This is a genomic window from Sphingobacterium sp. 40-24 (genome assembly GCF_001899705.1).
Lineage (GTDB): Bacteria > Bacteroidota > Bacteroidia > Sphingobacteriales > Sphingobacteriaceae > Sphingobacterium > Sphingobacterium multivorum.
This window is the reverse complement of record NZ_MKWH01000008.1, coordinates 189,637-210,395: the sequence shown is the minus strand read 5'-3', so window position 1 is coordinate 210,395 and position 20,759 is coordinate 189,637. Positions and strand designations below refer to the sequence as shown.

Below are 20,759 nucleotides of genomic sequence, written 5' to 3'. Positions count from 1 at the left end.
CTCTACCAGCTGAGCTACGGAATCCTTTCTGTTTTTGAAAGTGATGCAAAGGTAGAATTTCTTTTGATATATGCCAAATTATAGCATGCAAATTTTGACGAAAAGGCCTTAACTGCTTAATAAATAAACGGATTATTTTTTTTATCGCGCTTTTTTTGCATGGATTATTCGGTCTGCTCCATTGATATCTTTTATGAGTTTGACCTGTTCAAATCCTTTTTTGACCATAAGTTCCTTCATTTCTGGACCGAGATATTGATTGATTTCAAAATATAGATCTCCATCTGGGGTTAAATGTTTCAAAGCAAAGGATGAAATAACATCATAAAAAATCAATGGAGCGCTTTCTTCAATGAATAATGCGAGCTCAGGTTCATAAGCCAATACGTTTTGATTCATGTGCTGCTTTTCTCCCGGGGTTATATAGGGCGGATTGGATACAATGATATTATAATGTTGGTCGGAGAAAATGTATTCCCATTCAAATATATCCGCATTGATAAATTGAACCTGAGTTTTTAAATTCTTAGCATTTTCTTGTGCTGTTTTTATCGCCTCTTTTGAGATGTCTATCGTTGTTACTAGGGCATTATTGAGATGCTTTGATAAGGTGATCGGGATGCAGCCAGAGCCAGTTCCGATATCTATAATTTTTAGGTTTTGAGAAGATTTGTGGTTTTTGATGATCAGATCGACAAGTTCTTCAGTTTCCTGGCGTGGAATGAGGACCGATTCATTGACCTGGAAAACTTCACCATAAAAATCTGCTTTATTGAGTATGTACTGTATAGGTCTGTGCTTTTTTAGATTCTGAAGGATGCTAAGTACTTCAGCCTTATCCGCCTCCTTGACGATATCTGTTTTTCTCAATTGATAATTGGTTCTATTTAACCCAAACTTTTCGGCAACAACCACTAAGAATATTGCTTTTATTTCATCCTCATCATATAACCCCTGAAGCTCATGTTGAAATAATAATTCGAAATCTTGAAGTATTTTCATGTGTCAAAGGTACGATTTTCATAGATTTGTATCCATGGATATGCACAAGCAATATATGCATCGTTGTTTGGAACTGGCCCAAATGGGCGCGGGTTCAGTGAGTCCCAATCCAATGGTTGGGGCTGTCATTGTTTTGGACGGTAAAATTATCGGTGAAGGATATACTTCTCCATATGGTGGACCACACGCTGAGGTCAATGCGGTACAGCAGGTTGTACAAAAGTATGGGGAAGAAGCAAAACGGCTTATCGAGGGAAGTATTTTTTATGTTAGCCTTGAACCTTGCGCGCATTATGGAAAGACACCGCCATGTGCCAATATGATTGCAGAGCTAAAACCCTTAAAAGTCTATATCGCTTGTTTGGACCCTTTCGCCAAGGTGAATGGCAAGGGAGTTGAGATACTGCGCGAAGCAGGTATTGAAGTTGAAATTGGTTTACTGGAAAAAGAGGCTGTATGGCTCAACCGTCGGTTTTTTACACGTATTGGTCAATTCCGCCCCTATGTTATTCTAAAATGGGCGCAGTCGAAGGACGGTTTTATGGGGATGCAAAATAAACAAATTTGGTTAAGCAATGCTGCTAGCCGACAGTTGGTTCACCGCTGGAGATCAGAGGAAGATGCTATTTTGGTCGGTACAAATACCGCAGTTGTAGATAATCCCAGTCTGACCGTAAGAGAATGGCAGGGTAACAACCCATTGCGTATTCTTTTAGATAGAGATCTTGCCATTCCACTAGATGCCAATATTCTAGATGATCAAGCTGATACAATCGTCTTCAATGCTAAAAAGACAGATTGGACAGCAAATGTTAAGTATATTGAGCTTGAAAATTACGGGTTGTATCTGCCGCAGAATATTCTTTATCAACTATATTTAATGGATGTTCAGTCAATCATCATTGAAGGAGGGCGTGCTACGCTGCACATGTTTATCGATGCGGATCTCTGGGATGAGGCGAGGGTGTTTGAAACCGAAACAAAGCTATTTAATGGAATTACGGCTCCACAATTTAGTGGACAATTGCTTGAAAGTAAATTGGTTTCCAATGATCTTTTAAAGATCTATAAGAAACAGTGATTATTAAATTGTATATTTAGGGAATTAAGCCATAGCCGGTTAATTTAATTCTTAAATTACAATTATGTTAGTTACAGAAAACTTAATGCAGTTTATCTGGAAACTTCGGCTATTCCGTGCAAATGGGTTGCATTCTACGGATGGTGAACCCTTGGCCGTTGTTCATGTGGGGCAATACAATACAGATTCAGGCCCCGATTTCCTCATGTCACATATTAGGTGTAAAGATAATGATTGGTTTGGTCATGTCGAGATGCATATCCAATCTTCGGATTGGGATCGACATTGTCATCAAGAAGATACCGTTTATAATAACGTTATCTTACATGTGGTTTGGAGAAACGATAAAGTTATTTACCGAAATGACGGTACATCAATACCGACATTGGTGCTTTCGGAATATGTCGAACAGCATCTGTTGGAACGGTATTCAACGATGATGAACGCAAAAAGTTCGATACCTTGTGAGTTTCAGCTTGGTTCAATTGATCTTTTTAAAAAATCCATGTGGCTGAGTACTTTAGCTGTTGAACGCCTAGAAATGAAGGTTCAACAAGTTTTGTTGATTTTAGATCAATTTAATACGGATTGGGAAAAAACGTTATGGGTATGGATTTGCAGATGTATAGGATTAAAAGTTAATGCCGATACATTTCAGGAGCTTGGGGAGAAATTACCTTGGAACATTTTACAAAAATATCGTTCAAACCTATTTAAAATAGAAGCTCTTTTCTTTGGGGTTAGTGGGTTGTTAATTCAGGAGTCAGGAAGCGAGTATATGAAGCAGTTAGCCGGTGAATTTGAGTATCAAAAGCATATACACGGTATAGAGGTTGTTTATGGGGTTTGGAAGAGGATGAGAATGAGACCATATAATTTTCCCGAACGGCGAATTGCTCAATTAGCTGTCTTGTTTAGCAAGAACGAGTTGGGCGTTGCCAAGATTTTGGCTGTCGATGATTTGGAAAGAGCTCGAAAATTATTTAAGATAGCGTCTCTAAGTGATTATTTTGACGGACATTTTTCCTTTGGTACAAAAACGAAGATAAAAGAAACACTTCGGTTGAGTAATGAAACTATTGACACGCTTGTTATTAATGTGATTATTGTTTTTCTTTTTTCATACGGTAAATATTTCAGTATTCAGACCTATATTGATAGGGCCCTAACTCTTTTGGAGCAGCTTCCCTCAGAAAAAAATATGGTTGTGAGACAGTTTGCCCAATATGATTGGCAAGTTCAAAGCGCATTGCAAAGTCAGGGGATTTTACAATTAAAGAGATTTTACTGTGATCGGAAACGCTGCCTTCATTGCAGAATCGGATGCGAAATTTTAAAAAGAAATTAATTTTTTAAGATCTCTGCGATCTCTTTATGGCCTTTTTCAAAGGCCAGGTCCATTGGAGCTAATCCTGAAATATTGATGATTCTGGTGTCGGCTCCATTTTCGAGTAAGGCAACAATAAAATCGATATTACCATATTGGGCAGCGAAATGAAGTGGGGTTTCGCCAGTCGCTTGAATGGCATTGACATTAGCATTGGCCTCGATTAGCAACTTACCGATCTCTTCATTGTTGTTTGCAGCGGCAATATGTAGCGCAGTGGTGAGTTGTTCATTTTTGGTTACGACATTCGGATTGACTTTTTTGGACAGTAAAAGACGTACAATATCTGTTTTGTTGAAATATGTTGCTAAAGTTAATGGCGTAAAGCCCTGTGACGACCATTCATTGACAACAGATGGTGCTTGCGAAATAATGGCCTCCAAGTATGAAGTTAACCCAGCCGCGCAAGCCTCATGGATAGTCATGGATTTGGTGTGTTGTAAAAGTATCCGTATGATCTGGGGTTTGTTGTAATAGCAAGCCAATAGTAGGGGAGAAATTCCATGATTCGTTGTTTCTTGTAAAAGTTCGGGATTCCCAATCAATAATAAGTCGATATCATGGCTTTTGCCTTCTTCAATATATTGTTCTAAAACGGAAAGGTTCATGTCTTAACAAATTGTCTAACGTTGTTACTAAAATAGACTTTATTGATGAGAATAAGCGTTTGATTTGCGAAAATATTTGTATTTAATTTTCCTTTGGATTGAACTGAAATTTGGAAGAAGTTTTTTTTGCGGGGTGAATTGGATCTTAAAATCTGGAAAAAAGGAATTTTTAGGGTATTTTATATACACAAATGTGTAGTAATGCGCATAATGTTTTTGTAAATTAAAAAGTAGATGTACTTTTGTTAAGCCCCTCCCAAGGGCATGTTTTTCATAGGTAGATGTAGGGTCGGGTGTTTCTCACTACGACCCTTTTTTTATAGCTTTGTTTTTATTATTTTAAAAGAGATGTCTAAGAGAAAAATTGTTGTTGCCATTACTGGAGCTAGCGGCTCAATCTATGCTAAAGTTTTACTTAAAAAACTATTGGTATTAAAAACACAGATCGCAGAGGTTGGGATTGTGATGTCGAATAATGCGAAGGATGTATGGCGTGCGGAGTTGGGCGATGAGAGTTATCAGGATGTGCCGTTCAAGTTTTATGACAAGGGTGATTTCTTTGCTCCTTTTGCATCAGGATCGGCTCGCTATGATACGATGATTGTCTGTCCGTGTTCAATGGGGACATTATCAAGGATAGCCCACGGTGTGTCTTCTGATTTGACAACCCGAGCGGCCGATGTCGTGTTAAAAGAGCGACGAAGATTGATTTTGGTTACCCGTGAGACACCACTAAGTATTATACATATCCAGAACATGAAATTGGTGACAGAGGCCGGAGGTATCATTTGTCCGGCATCACCTTCATTCTATAGCTTACCAAAGACTTTGGACGAAGTCGCAGAAACCGTGGTTGATCGGATTTTGAGTCTTGCTGGGTTTGAATTTAAACATTATCAGTGGGGAGAAAATGCCTAGTTATTCCTCGTTGAAATCTATTTTTAATGTTCTATAATAAATTTGTATTTTGTAACTTTGTTTCTCGAAATGAAGCAATCACGAGCATCACGCGAAAAAGTTATTTATAGCTATATGATTTATAGTGATAAAGCCACTGTCTGTCCATTCTTACTGCGCACGCTACCCGCTTCGATAAATAAGTTGTATCCTTTTAATTTCAATCACATTCATATATGAAAAGCTTATTGATTACTTCTGTTAAAGTAATTTTACCTGGTAACGAATTTCATCAGCAGCAAGTTGATGTATTTATCGAAAAGGGAAAGATTGCACAGATTGGAAAATCTGTCAAAGTAGCTGATAAAAACATAGAAACCTTAGATGGTGCCGGAAAAGTTTTAGCGCCAGGTTTTTTTGACCTACATGCCAATTTTGGAGAACCTGGATTAGAAACCAAAGAAGACATCGTTAGTGGAAGCGCAGCAGCAGCTGCTGGTGGATTTACTGGAGTAGCCGTAATGCCTAATACCGAACCGGCGATTCAAAGCCGTTCCGAGGTTGCACTTATTGTCAATACAGCGAAAGGAAATATTGTTGATGTACATCCAATTGGAGCGATCAGTAAAAAGAGAGAAGGGAAAGAACTGGCCGAGCTATTTGATATGAAGCAAACGGGTGCTGTCGCTTTTAGTGATGGAAACAGGAGTGTACAGCAGGCGGGATTAATGAGCAGAGCGTTGTTATACGCTAAGGGATTCGATGGATTGATTTTTTCACATGCTGAAGATGAGTCTATGGCAGGTGGAAACAAAATGAATGAAGGTGCGATGAGTACTTATTTGGGAATGAAAGGTATTCCTAACCTGGCCGAATCGTTAATGGTTTCTCGTGATCTGTATTTAGCGGAATATACTGGAGCTCCAATTCATTTTGCATCCATCAGCACTCCAGAAGCTGTCGATCTGATAAAAAAAGCGAAAGCAAAAGGTCTTCCAGTAACATGTGATGTTGCTGCACATCAATTGGTGCTTACTGACGATGATATTGTCGGTTTTGATAGTAATTATAAGGTAAGCCCCCCATTACGCACAAAGGCAGATCTGAAGGTATTACTTAAAGGCGTTAAGGACGGTACTATCGATGCTGTCGTTTCGCAACACACACCGCATGAAATAGAATTTAAGAATGTTGAATTCCATATTGCAAAAAATGGAATTATTGGACTGCAGACCGTATTACCACTCTTGGTTCGTGCTGGATTAAATGAAGAACAAATTGTCAATAGTCTTTCAGTTAGACCCCGGCAGATTCTAGGACTTAAAGTTCCTCTTATTGAGGAGGGAGCAATAGCCAATCTTGTCGTATTTGACCCTGTGAAGACTTGGAACTTCGATGAAACAACAAATAGATCTAAATCTAAAAATTCTCCATTATTTGGACAGACTTTAAAGGGTGCTGTCGAATTGATCATCAATAATAATCAAATCATAAAAAACGATTAAAACCATGGAAGCAAATATTAAAGCAGCCGTTGAGGCAGGTATATTAAATTATGGCAAGGTTGATGGGATCTCGACTGCCCCGGAATTTCTTGAAAAGATTATTGCCGTATTCAATACGGAAGCAAGTTATTTAGAGAAATTAGAACTGTTGGATCAATCTTTTAATGATTATCCACTTTTTGATGAGTTGCGTGAGGTTTATGTAGACCTTTTACTCATGAACTTTTTCTCCAATGATGTTTTAAAGCTTGAAGATGACTATTTGGATTCCGAGGAATGGGAGGCTATAGAAGATGAAACTATAGATAGGGGAACAGAATTGTTGAATATTTTTCTTTATTTAGGAGAATGCAAGGACGATGAGATTGAACCTGAATTGGATGATTTCTTAAAGGAATTTTTATTAGTTGATGAAGATGAATTTCAGGATGAGCATGAAATTTATGAAGATATCATTGCCAATCAAATTGTAGTAGATAGCCCGTATGCTGAAATTGCAAAAGTAGGAAAAGGATTAAATTCGAGAAGTGAAGTCTACGAACTTTTTTATCCTATCATGAGCTTCTTTAGTGAGTTGAAACCATCTGAAAAACAATTTGAAGAGTATGCAGAAGCGTCTTCCAATAAGGCATTTGATATTGCACTTTACCAAATAATTAGTACTTACTATAACAAATAATTTTTATGGCAGATTCAATCAACCAAAGTAATGTAGGATTTGATGCGGTAATTGACAAAAAGAAAAGTATTATTTACGGTGTTATCCTGGGAATAATTTCTTTCATTCTCGGATTAGTCGTCTTGTTTGTTGTCAAAGACTTAAATTCCTTTTGGGGGGTAATGTCGATGTCATTTATTGTTAATACTGGTCTTTTTGTTATTATTTCTGCGCTTTTCGCTTTCTCTCTTAGGAAAGCAAATGGCGGATACTGGAATTTTTCTATAGCATTAAAATCCATATTTATGATGCTTGCTATTTCCACTATTATTTCAACAATTGGGACACAGGCGTATGTTAATTTCATTAATCCAACTTTACAAGAAAAGGTGGTGACACATACAATTAATGTTACAATTGAGTATATGGAAAAGAACAATGTGCCGGATGAGGTTATCGATTCAAAAATCGCGGAACTTGAAAAGCAAGTTGATGCTATTGGAAAGATAACGCTAGGGCAGGTGCTCAAAGGGTTGGCTATCACGCTGATGTTTCAATTTGTTTTTGCATTACTATTATCAGCCTTGACAAAACGAGAAAAATTGGTGATCAAACAAGAGACCAATTAGTGTTTAATAAAATAAAATTGACCCTATAAGGTATTACTGAAAAAGTAATACCTTTGTTGGTATTATAATACTACATTTTTAGCATGATTAACATTCACATGGATATTTCTGTTGTTGTTCCTTTATTTAATGAAGAAGAATCCTTACCCGAATTGACAGCTTGGATCGACCGCGTTATGGCGGCCAATCATTTTTCCTATGAAATTATTTTAGTTGATGATGGGAGTAAAGATAATTCTTGGAAAGTTATCGAAGAGTTGAAGTTAAAGAACACGAATATTTCTGCGATAAAGTTCCGACGCAATTACGGAAAATCTGCGGCTTTAAATGTAGGCTTTGCTGCTGCACAGGGCGATGTGGTTATTACAATGGATGCAGATCTACAGGATAGTCCAGATGAGATTCCTGAACTGTATGATCGGATCGTGAATAAGGGAGCGGATTTAGTATCGGGTTGGAAGGAAAAACGCTATGACCCATTGACCAAAACAATCCCAACCAAATTATTCAATGGGGTGACAAGATCGATGTCTGGAATTTATAACCTGCATGATTTTAATTGTGGTCTTAAAGCTTATAAAAAAGATGTTGTCAAAAACATCGAAGTTTATGGCGAGATGCATCGTTATATCCCTGTTATTGCGAAATGGGCAGGATTTACCAATATACAGGAACAGGTAGTACAGCATTACCCACGTAAATATGGTACCACCAAATTTGGCCCGGGTCGTTTTGTGAAAGGTTTCTTGGATTTATTATCCATATTTTTTGTCGGGAAATTTTCGAAAAGACCGATGCACTTTTTTGGTGTTATGGGCGTGATTAGTTTTCTTGCAGGCCTATTTATCTCCATTTATTTAATTTGCCACAAATTGATGAGTATCGCCAGCGGCACACCATTTAGAGATATAACAGATCAACCTTTATTTTTCTTTGCGCTGACAGCGATTATTTTGGGAACTCAATTATTTCTGACTGGTTTTTTGGCTGAGTTAGTGTCTAGAAGCAGCTCCGATCGGAATGATTATCAAATTGAGAAAGTCATTTAATCAATTATGCGAATTGTGATTTTAGGGTCCGCTTATCCGTTAAGGGGCGGTGGGATAGCATCTTTTAATGAACGATTGGCATTTCACTTTCAGGAAGCAGGGCATGAAGTGGACATCTATTCTTTCAGCTTACAGTATCCTAATTTCCTTTTTCCCGGAAAGTCTCAATATTCGGATGAGCCAGCACCAACTGGCCTTCATATTAAGACCACGGTCAATTCTATTAATCCATTTAATTGGATTAAGGTAGGTAAAGAACTAAAAAAGGCAAATTATGATTTGCTTATTGTACGATTTTGGATGCCGTTTTTTGGACCTTGTTTGGGAACAATTCAACGACAAGTTCGAAAAAATAAACATACTAAGATTGTATGCATCGCTGATAATATCATTCCTCATGAACAACGGATAGGGGATAGCTTATTGATTCGTTATTTTTTAAAGTCTGTTGATGCTTGTCTCACCATGAGTAAAAGTGTGCTGGCAGATCTGAAAATGTTAAGCCCGAAAATGCCAGCGGTATATACGCCGCATCCACTCTATGATAACTATGGTGTACATCAGAGTAAAAAGGAAGCACGTCGATTACTTAAGATTGCCGAGGGGGATAAAGTCGTATTGTTTTTTGGTTTTATTCGTCAATACAAGGGTCTGGATATCCTCCTGGAGGCATTGGCTGATCCCAGAATACGTACCCTTGGGGTGAAATTGCTGCTCGCAGGCGAATTTTATGGTGACCCTGCTCCTTATTTGAACCTTATAAAAAAGTATAAACTGGAAGAGTTTATTTTTATGCATACTGATTTTATTTCTAATCAGGAGGTCGGAAGGTATTTTTCAGCGGCAGATTGTGTGGTCTTGCCCTATCGGAGTGCTACACAGAGTGGAATTACGCAGGTTGCTTATCATTTTGATTTACCGATGATTGTCAGTAACGTTGGGGGATTGCCTGAATTAGTTCAGCATGAGTATGTTGGTTATGTCGTGGAACCTGATGCCCGTCAAATCGCCGACGGTATTTTTTCATTTTACCACTACAATAAAGAAGAGCAATTTAGAACAAATATTATTGACGAGAAAAAGAAATATAGCTGGGATACTTTTGGCAATGAACTCCTTAAGTTGGTCGATTGATTGACATTCGTGATTTTATTTGTATATAAAATCAAATTTATCTAAGTTTGGGAGACTGAGGTAGAAATTTAAAAGGAGGAGAGATTTTGTTACCGTTTACACAAAGCAGTTTAACGAAAATAGAGGAGTTTTTCAAAGAGCAGGGGTATAAAGTGAGGTACGAGAAAGGTTCCTTTCGTACCGGTGCCTGTATGTTGCAGACGACAAAAGTGGTCGTAGTCAATAAGTTTTCGAATCTTGAAATAAAAATCCAGTCACTGTGGAATATATTACTGGATATTGATATTGATTCGGAGGTTATTTCTGAAAAATTTCTTCCACTATATGAAGATGTGTTGAAATCAAAAATTGTAGCTTGAGAATAACATTTTTAGGAACCGGAACATCACAAGGGGTGCCAGTAATAGCATGCCAATGTCAGGTCTGTCAATCTGAAGACAAACGTGATAAGAGATTACGTTCTTCTATTCTTATTGAATACAATCAGCATACATTGGTTGTCGATACCGGTCCTGATTTTAGATACCAGATGCTGCGCGAGAAAGTTATGCATTTGGACGCCGTATTAATGACGCACTCACATAAAGATCATATTGCGGGACTGGACGATGTTAGAGCGTTTAATTATCAGCAGCATAGTTCTATTTCAATTTATGCCACCGAAGCACTTCATGAAGCACTAAAGCGTGAATTTTATTATGCATTTACGGAAATTAAATACCCAGGAGCGCCTAGACTGGATTTGGAAGAGATAAAGGCTGGTGTGCCATTGTCTTTATTCGGAAAGGAAATTATGCCTATCGAGGTCCTGCATTATAAAATGCCTGTGTTGGGCTTTAGAATTGGAGATTTCGCCTATATTACTGATGCGAAGTTCATTTCTCACGAATCAAGAAAATTATTGGAAGGAGTAAAGATTCTTGTCGTAAATGCTTTACAGAAGGAATCTCATATTTCACATTTAACTTTGGAAGAGGCGATTGAATTTGCCGATGATATTCATGCCGACAAAACCTATTTTACACATATTGGGCATCGAATGGGATTGCATGAAGTTGTTTCAGGAGAATTGCCCGAAAATATGTTTCTAGCCTATGACAGATTACAGTTGGATATAACCTAATCTATTTAATATAAAACTATAGTCCTTTTTTCGTTGTTATACCTATAAAAAATAAATTAGGTATTAAATTATAAGGAAATGGGAAATTTACTGTACATCATCGCCGTTATTTTAGTTATCATTTGGGCGATAAGCTTTTTTGGAGGTTATGCGGCTGGAAATAATATCATCCACATTCTTTTGGTGATTGCAATTATCGTTGTATTACTACGTGTTATTCGTGGCAATGCTTAACCATTTAAATTAGTTTTAAATAAAGTTGGGCAATTTGTAAGTCTTGGGGATAGGTGATTTTTATATTCTTAGAATCACCTTCAACAATATAAATACTTTTGCCCGTTTTTTCGACCACTGAAGCATCATCTGTAAAAAGTGGATCTTCATCTTGTTGGTAGGATTTTAACAACAATGCTCCGAGGAAGACTTGTGGAGTTTGTATCAGCCAAATCTGATTTCTATCTGTGGCGGTATTTGTGGATATATTTCCTAAACGCACCGATTCAACACTCTTTTGTGCCAATACAATTGCTTGGTGTTCGTAAGCTCCCTGAAAAGCCTTTCTAATTAAATCGTCCGAAATAATCGGACGAGCTCCATCGTGTACGGCGATGTAATCTTTAGGACCAATGTCGAAGTTTTGTTTAATGTAGTCTATACCGTTCTTTACGCTTTCGAAACGAGTTTTTCCGCCAAATGCAATATGTATTGGTCTGTCAAACTGATACTTTACACATAACTGGTTCCAATAGCTTTCCATTGCTTCACTGATTACCAAGATAACTTCTGAAATGGTGTTGGATTGATAGAAGCGATCAATAGTATGCATCACGATCGGCAGCCCATCCAAGTTAAGAAACTGCTTTGGAAGATCGCTTTTCATCCTGTTTCCGATTCCTGCAGCAACGATTATGGCAAAATTCATGGTATTATTGAAGGGTTTTTATTTAAAAAAAACGTGGATAGTTATGAAGCCATCCACGTTTTCTGTTTTTGTTATATCAAATCATTAGATAATTAACATGGCATCACCATAGCTATAGAATCTGTATTTTTCTTTTACTGCAACTTCGTATGCATTCATGACGTTTTCGTAACCAGCGAAAGCAGCAATCATCACCAAAAGTGTAGATTCTGGCGTGTGGAAGTTTGTAATCATCGAGTTTGCAATACTGAAATCGTAAGGAGGGTAGATGAACTTACTGGTCCAGTCAGAAGCCGCTTTTAAGTGATGGTCTGCAGAAACAGAAGATTCTATTGCACGCATAGAAGTCGTTCCTACAGCACACACACGACGTTTGTTATCGATAGCTTTATTAACAACGCGCGCAGCCTCATCAGTGATGATAAACTGTTCGGAATCCATCTTATGTTTGGTTAAATCTTCGACTTCAACGGTACGGAAAGTTCCAAGCCCAACGTGAAGAGTAACTTCTGCAAAATCAACGCCTTTTAGTTCCAAGCGTTTCATTAACTCTCTGGAGAAGTGAAGTCCCGCTGTAGGTGCAGCGACAGCCCCTTCGTTTTTTGCATAGATTGTTTGATAACGGAATTTATCTTCCGGTGTAGCTTTACGCTTGATATATTTAGGAAGCGGAGTTTCACCTAAGATTTCGATATTACGGCGGAACTCTTCATCGGTACCGTCAAATAAAAATCTAATTGTACGACCACGAGAAGTTGTATTGTCAACCACTTCGGCAACCAATAAATCATCATCACCGAAATATAATTTGTTGCCTACACGGATTTTACGCGCAGGGTCTACCAATACATCCCAAAGACGAAGTTCATTGTTCAATTCACGCAACAAGAAAACTTCAATCGTCGCTCCAGTTTTTTCTTTATTACCGTAAAGGCGCGCTGGAAAAACTTTAGTATTGTTTAAGATCATGACATCCTTGTCATCGAAATAATCCAATACATCTTTGAAAATTTTGTGTTCAATTTTACCAGTATCTCTATGTAGGACCATCAAGCGTGATTCGTCACGATTTTCAGAAGGTTCAGAAGCAAGTAATGATTCTGGTAAGTTGAATTTAAATTGAGATAACTTCATCTTTAATAATAGTATATATTAATATCTGCCTTTCAGTGCATTACAGTGCACCAAATACCAGGCTGCCAAAAGCATACAAAGTTATAACTTTTTCGGGTATGGAAGAGCCATATTTCTAATTAATGTATATATTTTTGGGGATTTTGACATTAAATCAAAACTATATTGTATTTTAGAATACAATTATGCTATTTTTTAGATTGATATTGGAGAGTTGTCAGTTTGCTTTTTCGGCATTGAAAGACAATCGTACTCGCACCTTACTTTCGCTGCTGGGTGTGACCATCGGTATTTTTACGATTATTGGTGTATTTTCTGCAGTAGATACCCTACGGAATAATATAGAGGAATCAGTCAAGAAGATTGGCAGCAAAACACTGTATATCGAAAAATGGCCCTGGGATGGCGGCCCAAATTTCCCTTGGTGGAAATACTTGAATAGACCCGAACCCACATACAATAATTACCTGGATTTAAAAAGCCGGATGACGACAGCTGAGTATATGGCGTATATGATCAATATCGGCAATACGACTATTAAATATAAAAATAATTCGGCCCAAGGCTCATCGGTTAATGCTGCGACTTACGAAAATCTTTACATTCAAAATTTGAATATTATAGATGGTCGTTACTTTGCTGAAAGTGAGTCGAGGGGTGGAGCTCTTGTAACTGTGTTGGGCGCAAATATTGCAGAGGGGCTTTTTCCTAATGAGGAACCAGTTGGCAAATATATCAATATGTTAGGCCGAAAAATTCAGGTTATTGGTGTATTAAAGAAAGAAGGAAATGGTGTATTGATTAATACCTCTCCGGATGATACAGCCTTTATTCCGTTTGAGCTGGCTAGAAATTTGGTCAACTATGATAATTTCTCACCGAGTATAGCGATGGTTATTAAATCGAACTACACGCTTGGCGAGGCTGAGAGCGAAGCGAAAACACTTATGCGGTCGATTCGTCGTATATCACCACAACGGGAGGAGAATTTTTCTATTAACCAGACAACAATGATCACAGGTGCATTGGATCAGCTTTTTGGTATCATTAATCTGGCGGGTTTTTCAATTGGTATTTTTTCAATTTTAGTCGGCGGTTTTGGCATTGCCAATATTATGTTTGTAAGTGTCAAAGAACGTACACATATCATCGGAATTCAGAAAGCGCTAGGAGCTAAAAATTTCTTTATTCTTTCACAATTTTTAGTAGAGTCTATTGTACTTTGTTTGTTGGGTGGAGGGATTGGTCTCGTTGTCGTCTATTTTTTGGCTTTTGTGGTACAAGCTGCGACTGGCGTTGCTATTGTGGTCAGTTTGAAAATGGTAATGCTTACTGTTTCACTTTCTACTTTTATTGGGTTAATATCGGGCATTGTTCCAGCTTTAATGGCTTCTCGATTGGATCCGGTAGAAGCGATTCGGAGTAAATAAAAAGGTATGTTTAAAAGGGCTCAATTTTCGATATTACATGGATTTTGGCTTTTAATCTTTGCTTACAGCTGCCTGTTGATGGCTGAAATTACTTTTCGCTATCGCGGCTTCTCTCTCGATGCTAATTTCTTGATGATTAAGCAGACCGAAATAGAATCACTTTGGTGGTATCGCTACGTGTTTTATATCCATGTTTGCACGGCTATCTTTGCCTTGCCTGCCGGCTTTACGCAGTTTAATACTTATCTATTGAATAAATATCCGCGAGTCCATCGAAGTATCGGGTATTTATATGTATTCGCCATTTTGGTTTTTGCCGCTCCTTCAGGTTTGCTTATTGGATCCGTGGCGAATGGCGGGTTAACCGCTATTATTGCCTTTGAATTATTGGGGCTTGGATGGTGCTATTTTACATGGCGGGCAGTTCGTTTGGCGAGTCAGCGAAAATTTGATAAACACCGTGATTTTATGATCCGTAGTTTTGCATTAACCTGCTCGGCATTGACCCTACGTTTTTGGAAGGTTGCTTTAGTATACTTCTTTCAGCCCAATCCCATGGATGTTTATCAAATTATTGCATGGCTGGGATGGATACCTAATTTGTTGCTGGCGGAATTTATTATTTATCAAAAAAATCATAAATTATGAAGAAAAACCTTTGTTTACTGTTATTGCTTGGAGCAGTCCTTGGTTGTAAGGATGGGAAAAGTAAAAAGAATGAAACTGCCGAAATAAAAGATACTGTTGCCGTCGAGCGTGAGGCCCATCAGGAACTTTACGGTAATTGGGTTGGCGACTTTGTTGTTGATGAAAGTACACTTGGAGAAGATGAGGGTTTGCCAACAACGGATTACGCTCCCAAGATAAATCTGACGATAAAGAAAATTACCGATAAAGGAGGTGTTTATGGACAGAATGTTGTAAAGGGGAATCTGCGCTCTTTTGTGGGGAAGTTGGAAGAAAACGGTGCTGATATTCGCTTATTATTGGATGAACCTGGAGACAGAAAATCCGACGGGCGTTTTGAAATTAAGCTTAATCATGACACGCTAATTGGTAACTGGTCTGCGTATGACCAGGGTGTAAAGATCAAAAAGCGAAACTTTAAATTGTTGAAAAAACAATTTGCCTATAATCCAAATCTGATGCTTAAAAATCAGGATGGAGAGGAGGGGACGTTGGTTGACTGGATTAATGAAAAAAGAAAAGAGGAAACTGACGTGGATGGTGACTCAACGTATACATACATTATACAATATTATAGATCTGCATCTCCCGCAGTCTTTACTGTAAATGCGTCTAAGCAAAAGTTGACAGAGAAAGATCTGAAAAACCTCAAGAAATTAGATTTGGAAATTATTCGGAATACCATTTTTGCCCGACATGGCTATGCGTTTACTAAACCCAGCATTCGCCAATTTTTTGAGCCTGTAGATTGGTATGTACCTATTTCAAAAGATGTGAGTGCAGACTTAAGTCAACTGGAAAAAGATAATATAGCCTTGCTGACTAGGTTTGAAAAATATGCAACAGATAATTATGACACCTTTGGAAGATAATCCAGTTGGCATTACGAGACAATATTTATGCGATCAATCACACAAAAAAGGCTTTACAATGTAAAGCCTTTTTTGTGTGATTGATCGTGATGTTTTATCCATTCTTCCGAATGGAAATCGCATTTTTATGCGCCTGTAGTCCTTCAAGTTCAGCGAGTATTTCAACCACTGATCCGATTTGTTGAAGCCCGGTTTCGTTTATATGTTGAAAGGTAACTTTTTTAACAAAAGAATCTACCGATACGCCTGAATAGGAGCGTGCATAACCTGATGTCGGTAGTGTGTGATTTGTACCTGAGGCATAATCTCCTGCGCTTTCAGGTGTTAAGTGCCCTAAAAAAACAGAACCAGCATTGCTGATATAGCGTGTTAAGGATTCCCATTGGTCCGTCTCCAAAATAAGGTGTTCTGGTGCATAATCGTTTGAAAACTGTATGGCCTCCTGAAGCGTCTCAACAGTTACTGCATAGGAATTTTCAATCGCTTTTGAAGCGAGTTCCTTGCGTGGCAAAACCGCTAACTGGGCTACAAGGGCTGTGTTGACTGCATCAACTAGCGCATTGGATGTTGCAACCAGGACTGCTTGACTGTCGGCTCCATGTTCAGCCTGTGCCAAAAGATCTGCTGCCACAAATGCTGGGCTTGCCGATTCATCCGCGACGACCAGCACTTCGGATGGTCCTGCAGGCATATCAATACTGACATTTGCTAGCCCCTGTATGATGGATTTTGCTTTTGTGACAAATTGATTGCCCGGGCCAAAGATCTTATCCACTTTTGGTATGGTCTCCGTTCCAAAACCCATCGCTGCAACAGCCTGAGCACCTCCAACTAAGTATATTCTGTTTATCTTAAGTAATTTTAAACAAAAAGCGACAAAGCCATTGATTTTTCCATTGGATTGAGGTGGAGAACAAACGACGATCTCTTTGCATCCAGCTATCCTTGCCGGGACACCAAGCATTAAAAGCGTGCTTGGTAAAACTGCTGACCCGCCAGGGATGTAAAGTCCAACTTTTTCAATCGGACGGACTTCTCGCCAGCATTTTACACCGGGCATTGTTTCAACCGTACGCTCTCTTTTTAGCTGTGTACTATGGAATTTATGGATATTTTGAAAAGCGATTTCAAGTGCTCTCTGTTGATCACGGCCTATGGTAGACGCCAAAGCGTCGATATCTTCCTCGTCTAAATATAATCTGTCAAGTTCAACTTTATCAAATTTGGCGGCATATTCGCGCAGAACCACATCACCTTGTTGACGTACTTGTTGAATAATCTCCTGAACAACATCCTGAATTGCATTGTTGGGGTCCATATTTCGGGCAACTAATTGTTGTATTTCCTCTTTCCCTAGGGTCTTGTAATCATATTTTTTTAACATAGTCGTACCTCGCGTGTCAAGTTTAAAGGATGATTTTTTCAATTGGCATTACAACGATACCTTGGGCACCTTCAGCTTTTAACTTATTGATCTTATCCCAAAAGTCATCTTCCGTGATAACAGTGTGTACAGCAACCCAACCTTCTTCTGCCAGTGGAACAACCGTAGGACTCTTAACACCGTGTAATAAAGAAGTAATAGCCGGCAAATTTTTCTTTTCGACATTCAATACCACATATTTAGTTTCTTTTGCTAAAAGAACAGATTCGATACGTTGCACTAATTCCGCCAAAACTTCATTGCCTTCCAATCCCTTTCTTCCGACCAATATGGCTTCTGAATTTTTAACATCAGCAAAAGGCTTCAAACCATTACTTTTTAGTGTTCCACCGGTCGATACGATATCACAGATCGCATCACTAAGACCCAAACCGGGAGAAATTTCAACTGAGCCAGATATCAAACGGATATCTGCATTGATCTTATACTCGTCTAGAAAATTCTTTAGGATATTTGGATAAGAGGTTGCGATTGCTTTGCCGTTAAGGTCTTTAACGTCTTGGATGGTGCTATCTTTGGGAATAGCCAGTTTCAACGTACATTTTCCAAAACCAAGCCTCTTGATGTATTCTACTTTGGATTCGGTCTCATCAATGATGTTTTCACCGACGATGCCCAGGTCGGCTATACCTTGTTCCACATATCCCGGAATATCATCATCTCTCAGAAATAATATTTCGAGTGGGAAATTCCCAACCGTGGTGATTAAAGAACTTTTGTAGTTCTCGAAGTCTAAACCACAATTTTTCAGTAATTGAACAGATTTTTCGTTTAACCTACCCGATTTTTGGATAGCAATTTTAAGATTTTTCAACGCTTTATAAATGTTAGCAGTAAATTATTAATAATAAGAAATCAAACAAGAGGGAAGGTATTCTACGTAAGAACACATTAAATTAACATATCGCCACAATGGCGATGATGAAAATGAAAATGATGTACGCAAGTATAGACCATGTTTGTATTAATAACTGCAAGCAAATGTATAGTAAATTAATGGGAAATGCAAGACTATCATTTTAAAATTCTTATCCTAATGGACTTGTTGTTGAAATGAATTCAATTTTCTTGAAAAAATTGTAAAAACTAGGTCATTGATTGGGGAATACACTATAATTTAGACAAAAGACAATGCTGATTTCCTATCCTATAGTAAGCTGTTTGAATTACTCCAATAGTGAGCTGTGAAATTTTGTCCAATCGAAATGTTTCTTGATAGGGTGACAACTCTCATAAATTTCCTTATTTTTAAGGATTGGGGAGTGACTTATTAAGTTAATAGCGGATAAAAGTGACAATAGTGGGGGGAGAAGTTGTTGTTTAATAAATTGGAGTAGTGTGTTTAGTGGTACCTAATTCAAGGGAATGGTAAATTAGATCAATTATTTGTTAGATGAAAAGATTAGCTTTTATTTTTATTTGTTGGGTTAACTGTCTTTATGGCCCTGTTCTAGGACAAGAAAGTCCAGCGTCTACGTTAGATATCCGGATATTGGAGTCCATAGCTGAGACTCGGACAGCGCCACAAACACAAACATTTAAAGTGCTTTCTGATATCAATAACTATGTTCAGATAGCCGTTCCTGTTGGTTTACTGGTGGCAGGTGCGGTCAACGATGATAAGGCAATGCGTCAGAATGCCCTGTATGTCGCCAGTAGTACGGCTGTAACAGCGCTAGTGAATGTTGGTTTAAAACATATCTTTAAGCGAAGTAGGCCATTTAAAAAATATCCTAATTTCATATCGGTTCGTACAGCCGGTGGGTATTCCTTTCCCTCTGGTCATACGTCATCTGCTTTTGCTACGGCTTCTGCTTTGTCTCGAGCCTACTCGAAGTGGTACGTCGTTGCGCCATCCCTTTTATGGGCGAGTAGCGTGGGATATTCAAGGATGTATTTGGGCGTACATTTTCCCTCCGATGTATTAGCAGGAGCTGTACTAGGAACGGGAGCGGCCTTTGCTTTGGATGGATTAAAGAAATAATATAGCAATAGAAAAAAAATGATACAAGAGGTTATTAAAATATTGGTTGTTGGATGTGGAAATATGGGCGCATCTCATGCGAAGGCATATCACGATTTAGATGGCTTTCAAATTGTGGGGCTAGTAGCTCGTGGGGAGAGCAAAAGTAAACTGAATGAACAATTGGGCGGCAACTATAAATTGTTTGAATCTTATGAGGATGCACTTCAGGAAACGAAACCGGATGCCGTTTGTATAGCGACCTATCCGGATACACACAAAGCGTATGCTATAAAAGCCTTTCAGGCTGGTGCTCATGTTTTTATTGAAAAGCCTTTAGCTGAAGATGTGATTTCCGCGCAGGAGGTCGTCGATGCAGCGGTGAAATATGATAAAAAATTGGTTGTTGGATATATTTTGAGATATCATCCCTCATGGGTCAAATTTATTGAAATAGCTAAAACGATGGGAAAACCACTTGTTATGCGTATGAATCTGAATCAACAGAGCCATGGGTATATGTGGGATGTGCATAAAAATCTAATGGCTAGTTTAAGTCCCATTGTTGACTGTGGAGTTCATTATATTGATGTCATGTGTCAAATGGTGGGTGCGAAACCATTGTATGTATCTGCAATCGGCGCGCGGTTAACCGATGAGATTCCTGCTTGGAACTACAACTACGGACAATTGCAGCTGCATTTTGAAGATGGATCCGTAGGATGGTATGAAGCCGGATGGGGACCAATGGTTAGTCAGAATGCTTTTTTTGTAAAGGATGTTTTTGGACCTAAAGGTGCAGTTTCCATTGTCGCAAATAAAGCAAGCAATGAAGGTAAATCGGATTCGGTAGCATCCCATACACAAACAGAAAGCCTTCGTGTACATTACGCCGATTTAGATGCGGCAAATGAATTTACGAAGGTTGATGAGTGGGTCAACTTATCTGATGAGCCCGATCATCAGGAATTATGTAACCGGGAGCAGTTATTCTTTCAGCAGGCGATTGTAGATAATTTGGATCTTTCTGATTCGATGGAAGATGCTGTTAATAGTCTACGGATTGCTTTGGCATGTGACGAAGCGGTGAAAACAAAACAGATGATAAAATTGTAGTTCATTTTGCTTAGCGATCACGTTTTTACATTTTATGGAAATATGAAGAGAAAAAAGTAAATAAATAAAAAAATAGCGTAAAAGATAGGCTTTTTGGTCTGTCTTTTGTTATTTAGCT

At 38.3% G+C, this 20,759-nt stretch carries 22 protein-coding genes; 16 read left to right on the top strand and 6 right to left on the bottom strand.

What is annotated here, in order from left to right:
* Positions 1–141 precede the first annotated feature (141 nt).
* Positions 142–1,002: a peptide chain release factor N(5)-glutamine methyltransferase gene (prmC, locus tag BGP15_RS03295; RefSeq protein ID WP_070567713.1), complete on the bottom strand. Its 861-nt coding sequence runs from the start codon at positions 1,000–1,002 to the stop codon at positions 142–144.
* Positions 1,003–1,036: 34 nt separating this feature from the next.
* Here prmC and ribD point away from each other — a divergent pair, with 34 nt between their 5' ends.
* Both ribD and BGP15_RS03285 read left to right on the top strand, forming a co-directional pair.
* Positions 1,037–2,083, top strand: a complete 1,047-nt coding sequence (gene ribD, locus BGP15_RS03290; protein ID WP_115050699.1) for a bifunctional diaminohydroxyphosphoribosylaminopyrimidine deaminase/5-amino-6-(5-phosphoribosylamino)uracil reductase RibD — start codon at positions 1,037–1,039, stop codon at positions 2,081–2,083.
* Between the two features lie 64 nt (positions 2,084–2,147).
* Positions 2,148–3,431 carry a DUF2851 family protein gene (locus BGP15_RS03285; RefSeq protein ID WP_201638989.1) on the top strand — a complete coding sequence of 428 codons (1,284 nt, stop codon included), beginning with the start codon at positions 2,148–2,150 and terminating at the stop codon, positions 3,429–3,431.
* Here the strand turns inward: BGP15_RS03285 and BGP15_RS03280 are convergent.
* Positions 3,428–4,078: an ankyrin repeat domain-containing protein gene (locus tag BGP15_RS03280; protein ID WP_286768662.1), complete on the bottom strand. Its 651-nt coding sequence runs from the start codon at positions 4,076–4,078 to the stop codon at positions 3,428–3,430. The genes BGP15_RS03285 and BGP15_RS03280 overlap by 4 nt on opposite strands.
* A 348-nt stretch (positions 4,079–4,426) precedes the next feature.
* Here BGP15_RS03280 and BGP15_RS03275 point away from each other — a divergent pair, with 348 nt between their 5' ends.
* The 9 genes from BGP15_RS03275 to BGP15_RS03235 all read left to right on the top strand — a co-directional run bounded on the left by BGP15_RS03275 (position 4,427) and on the right by BGP15_RS03235 (position 11,307).
* On the top strand, positions 4,427–4,996 hold the full coding sequence (locus BGP15_RS03275) for a UbiX family flavin prenyltransferase (RefSeq protein ID WP_070567704.1): 570 nt from the start codon (positions 4,427–4,429) through the stop codon (positions 4,994–4,996).
* A 215-nt stretch (positions 4,997–5,211) separates the two neighbouring features.
* The gene (locus tag BGP15_RS03270; protein ID WP_286768661.1) at positions 5,212–6,480 is read left to right on the top strand and encodes a dihydroorotase; all 1,269 of its coding nucleotides are present in this window, start codon (positions 5,212–5,214) and stop codon (positions 6,478–6,480) included.
* Between the two features lie 4 nt (positions 6,481–6,484).
* Positions 6,485–7,159, top strand: a complete 675-nt coding sequence (locus tag BGP15_RS03265) for a hypothetical protein (protein WP_286768660.1) — start codon at positions 6,485–6,487, stop codon at positions 7,157–7,159.
* A gap of 5 nt (positions 7,160–7,164) precedes the next feature.
* Positions 7,165–7,767, top strand: a complete 603-nt coding sequence (locus BGP15_RS03260) for a DUF4199 domain-containing protein (RefSeq protein WP_112376141.1) — start codon at positions 7,165–7,167, stop codon at positions 7,765–7,767.
* Positions 7,768–7,865: 98 nt separating this feature from the next.
* Complete coding sequence (locus BGP15_RS03255) at positions 7,866–8,816, top strand: glycosyltransferase family 2 protein (RefSeq protein ID WP_286768664.1); 951 nt, start codon at positions 7,866–7,868, stop codon at positions 8,814–8,816.
* Between the two features lie 6 nt (positions 8,817–8,822).
* Entirely contained in the window at positions 8,823–9,950 is a 1,128-nt protein-coding gene (locus tag BGP15_RS03250; protein ID WP_286768659.1) for a glycosyltransferase, read from the top strand.
* 86 nt (positions 9,951–10,036) lie between these two features.
* On the top strand, positions 10,037–10,309 hold the full coding sequence (locus BGP15_RS03245) for a hypothetical protein (RefSeq protein ID WP_070567695.1): 273 nt from the start codon (positions 10,037–10,039) through the stop codon (positions 10,307–10,309).
* The gene (locus BGP15_RS03240; protein ID WP_286768658.1) at positions 10,306–11,073 is read left to right on the top strand and encodes an MBL fold metallo-hydrolase; all 768 of its coding nucleotides are present in this window, start codon (positions 10,306–10,308) and stop codon (positions 11,071–11,073) included. The genes BGP15_RS03245 and BGP15_RS03240 overlap by 4 nt, the downstream gene beginning before the upstream one ends.
* A gap of 78 nt (positions 11,074–11,151) precedes the next feature.
* Positions 11,152–11,307: a lmo0937 family membrane protein gene (locus BGP15_RS03235; protein WP_104382583.1), complete on the top strand. Its 156-nt coding sequence runs from the start codon at positions 11,152–11,154 to the stop codon at positions 11,305–11,307.
* 4 nt (positions 11,308–11,311) lie between these two features.
* On the opposite strand, the gene BGP15_RS03230 is transcribed toward BGP15_RS03235, so the two are convergent.
* Positions 11,312–11,995: a 2-C-methyl-D-erythritol 4-phosphate cytidylyltransferase gene (locus BGP15_RS03230; protein ID WP_115050707.1), complete on the bottom strand. Its 684-nt coding sequence runs from the start codon at positions 11,993–11,995 to the stop codon at positions 11,312–11,314.
* A gap of 84 nt (positions 11,996–12,079) precedes the next feature.
* Positions 12,080–13,129, bottom strand: a complete 1,050-nt coding sequence (gene queA, locus BGP15_RS03225) for a tRNA preQ1(34) S-adenosylmethionine ribosyltransferase-isomerase QueA (protein ID WP_070567689.1) — start codon at positions 13,127–13,129, stop codon at positions 12,080–12,082.
* Positions 13,130–13,314: 185 nt separating this feature from the next.
* On the opposite strand from queA, the gene BGP15_RS03220 reads away from it, so the two are divergent.
* From BGP15_RS03220 to BGP15_RS03210, 3 genes are all read left to right on the top strand, one after another.
* The gene (locus BGP15_RS03220) at positions 13,315–14,559 is read left to right on the top strand and encodes an ABC transporter permease (protein WP_175442026.1); all 1,245 of its coding nucleotides are present in this window, start codon (positions 13,315–13,317) and stop codon (positions 14,557–14,559) included.
* A gap of 78 nt (positions 14,560–14,637) precedes the next feature.
* A complete protein-coding gene (locus BGP15_RS03215; RefSeq protein ID WP_286768657.1) occupies positions 14,638–15,207 on the top strand; it encodes a DUF2306 domain-containing protein in 570 nt (189 codons plus the stop codon).
* Positions 15,204–16,118 (top strand): YARHG domain-containing protein, encoded by a 915-nt coding sequence (locus BGP15_RS03210; protein ID WP_286768656.1) that lies wholly within the window; start codon positions 15,204–15,206, stop codon positions 16,116–16,118. Before BGP15_RS03215 ends, BGP15_RS03210 begins: the two co-directional genes overlap by 4 nt.
* A 94-nt stretch (positions 16,119–16,212) precedes the next feature.
* Here BGP15_RS03210 and hisD read toward each other — a convergent pair whose 3' ends face one another.
* Together hisD and hisG are read right to left on the bottom strand one after the other, a co-directional pair.
* On the bottom strand, positions 16,213–17,502 hold the full coding sequence (gene hisD / locus BGP15_RS03205) for a histidinol dehydrogenase (RefSeq protein ID WP_286768655.1): 1,290 nt from the start codon (positions 17,500–17,502) through the stop codon (positions 16,213–16,215).
* Between the two features lie 22 nt (positions 17,503–17,524).
* Positions 17,525–18,376 carry an ATP phosphoribosyltransferase gene (hisG, locus tag BGP15_RS03200; protein ID WP_070567679.1) on the bottom strand — a complete coding sequence of 284 codons (852 nt, stop codon included), beginning with the start codon at positions 18,374–18,376 and terminating at the stop codon, positions 17,525–17,527.
* Positions 18,377–18,955: 579 nt separating this feature from the next.
* Here hisG and BGP15_RS03195 point away from each other — a divergent pair.
* Both BGP15_RS03195 and BGP15_RS03190 read left to right on the top strand, forming a co-directional pair.
* Positions 18,956–19,546 (top strand): phosphatase PAP2 family protein, encoded by a 591-nt coding sequence (locus BGP15_RS03195; protein WP_070567677.1) that lies wholly within the window; start codon positions 18,956–18,958, stop codon positions 19,544–19,546.
* Between the two features lie 18 nt (positions 19,547–19,564).
* Positions 19,565–20,641 (top strand): Gfo/Idh/MocA family protein, encoded by a 1,077-nt coding sequence (locus BGP15_RS03190; RefSeq protein WP_286768654.1) that lies wholly within the window; start codon positions 19,565–19,567, stop codon positions 20,639–20,641.
* Positions 20,642–20,759 lie beyond the last annotated feature (118 nt).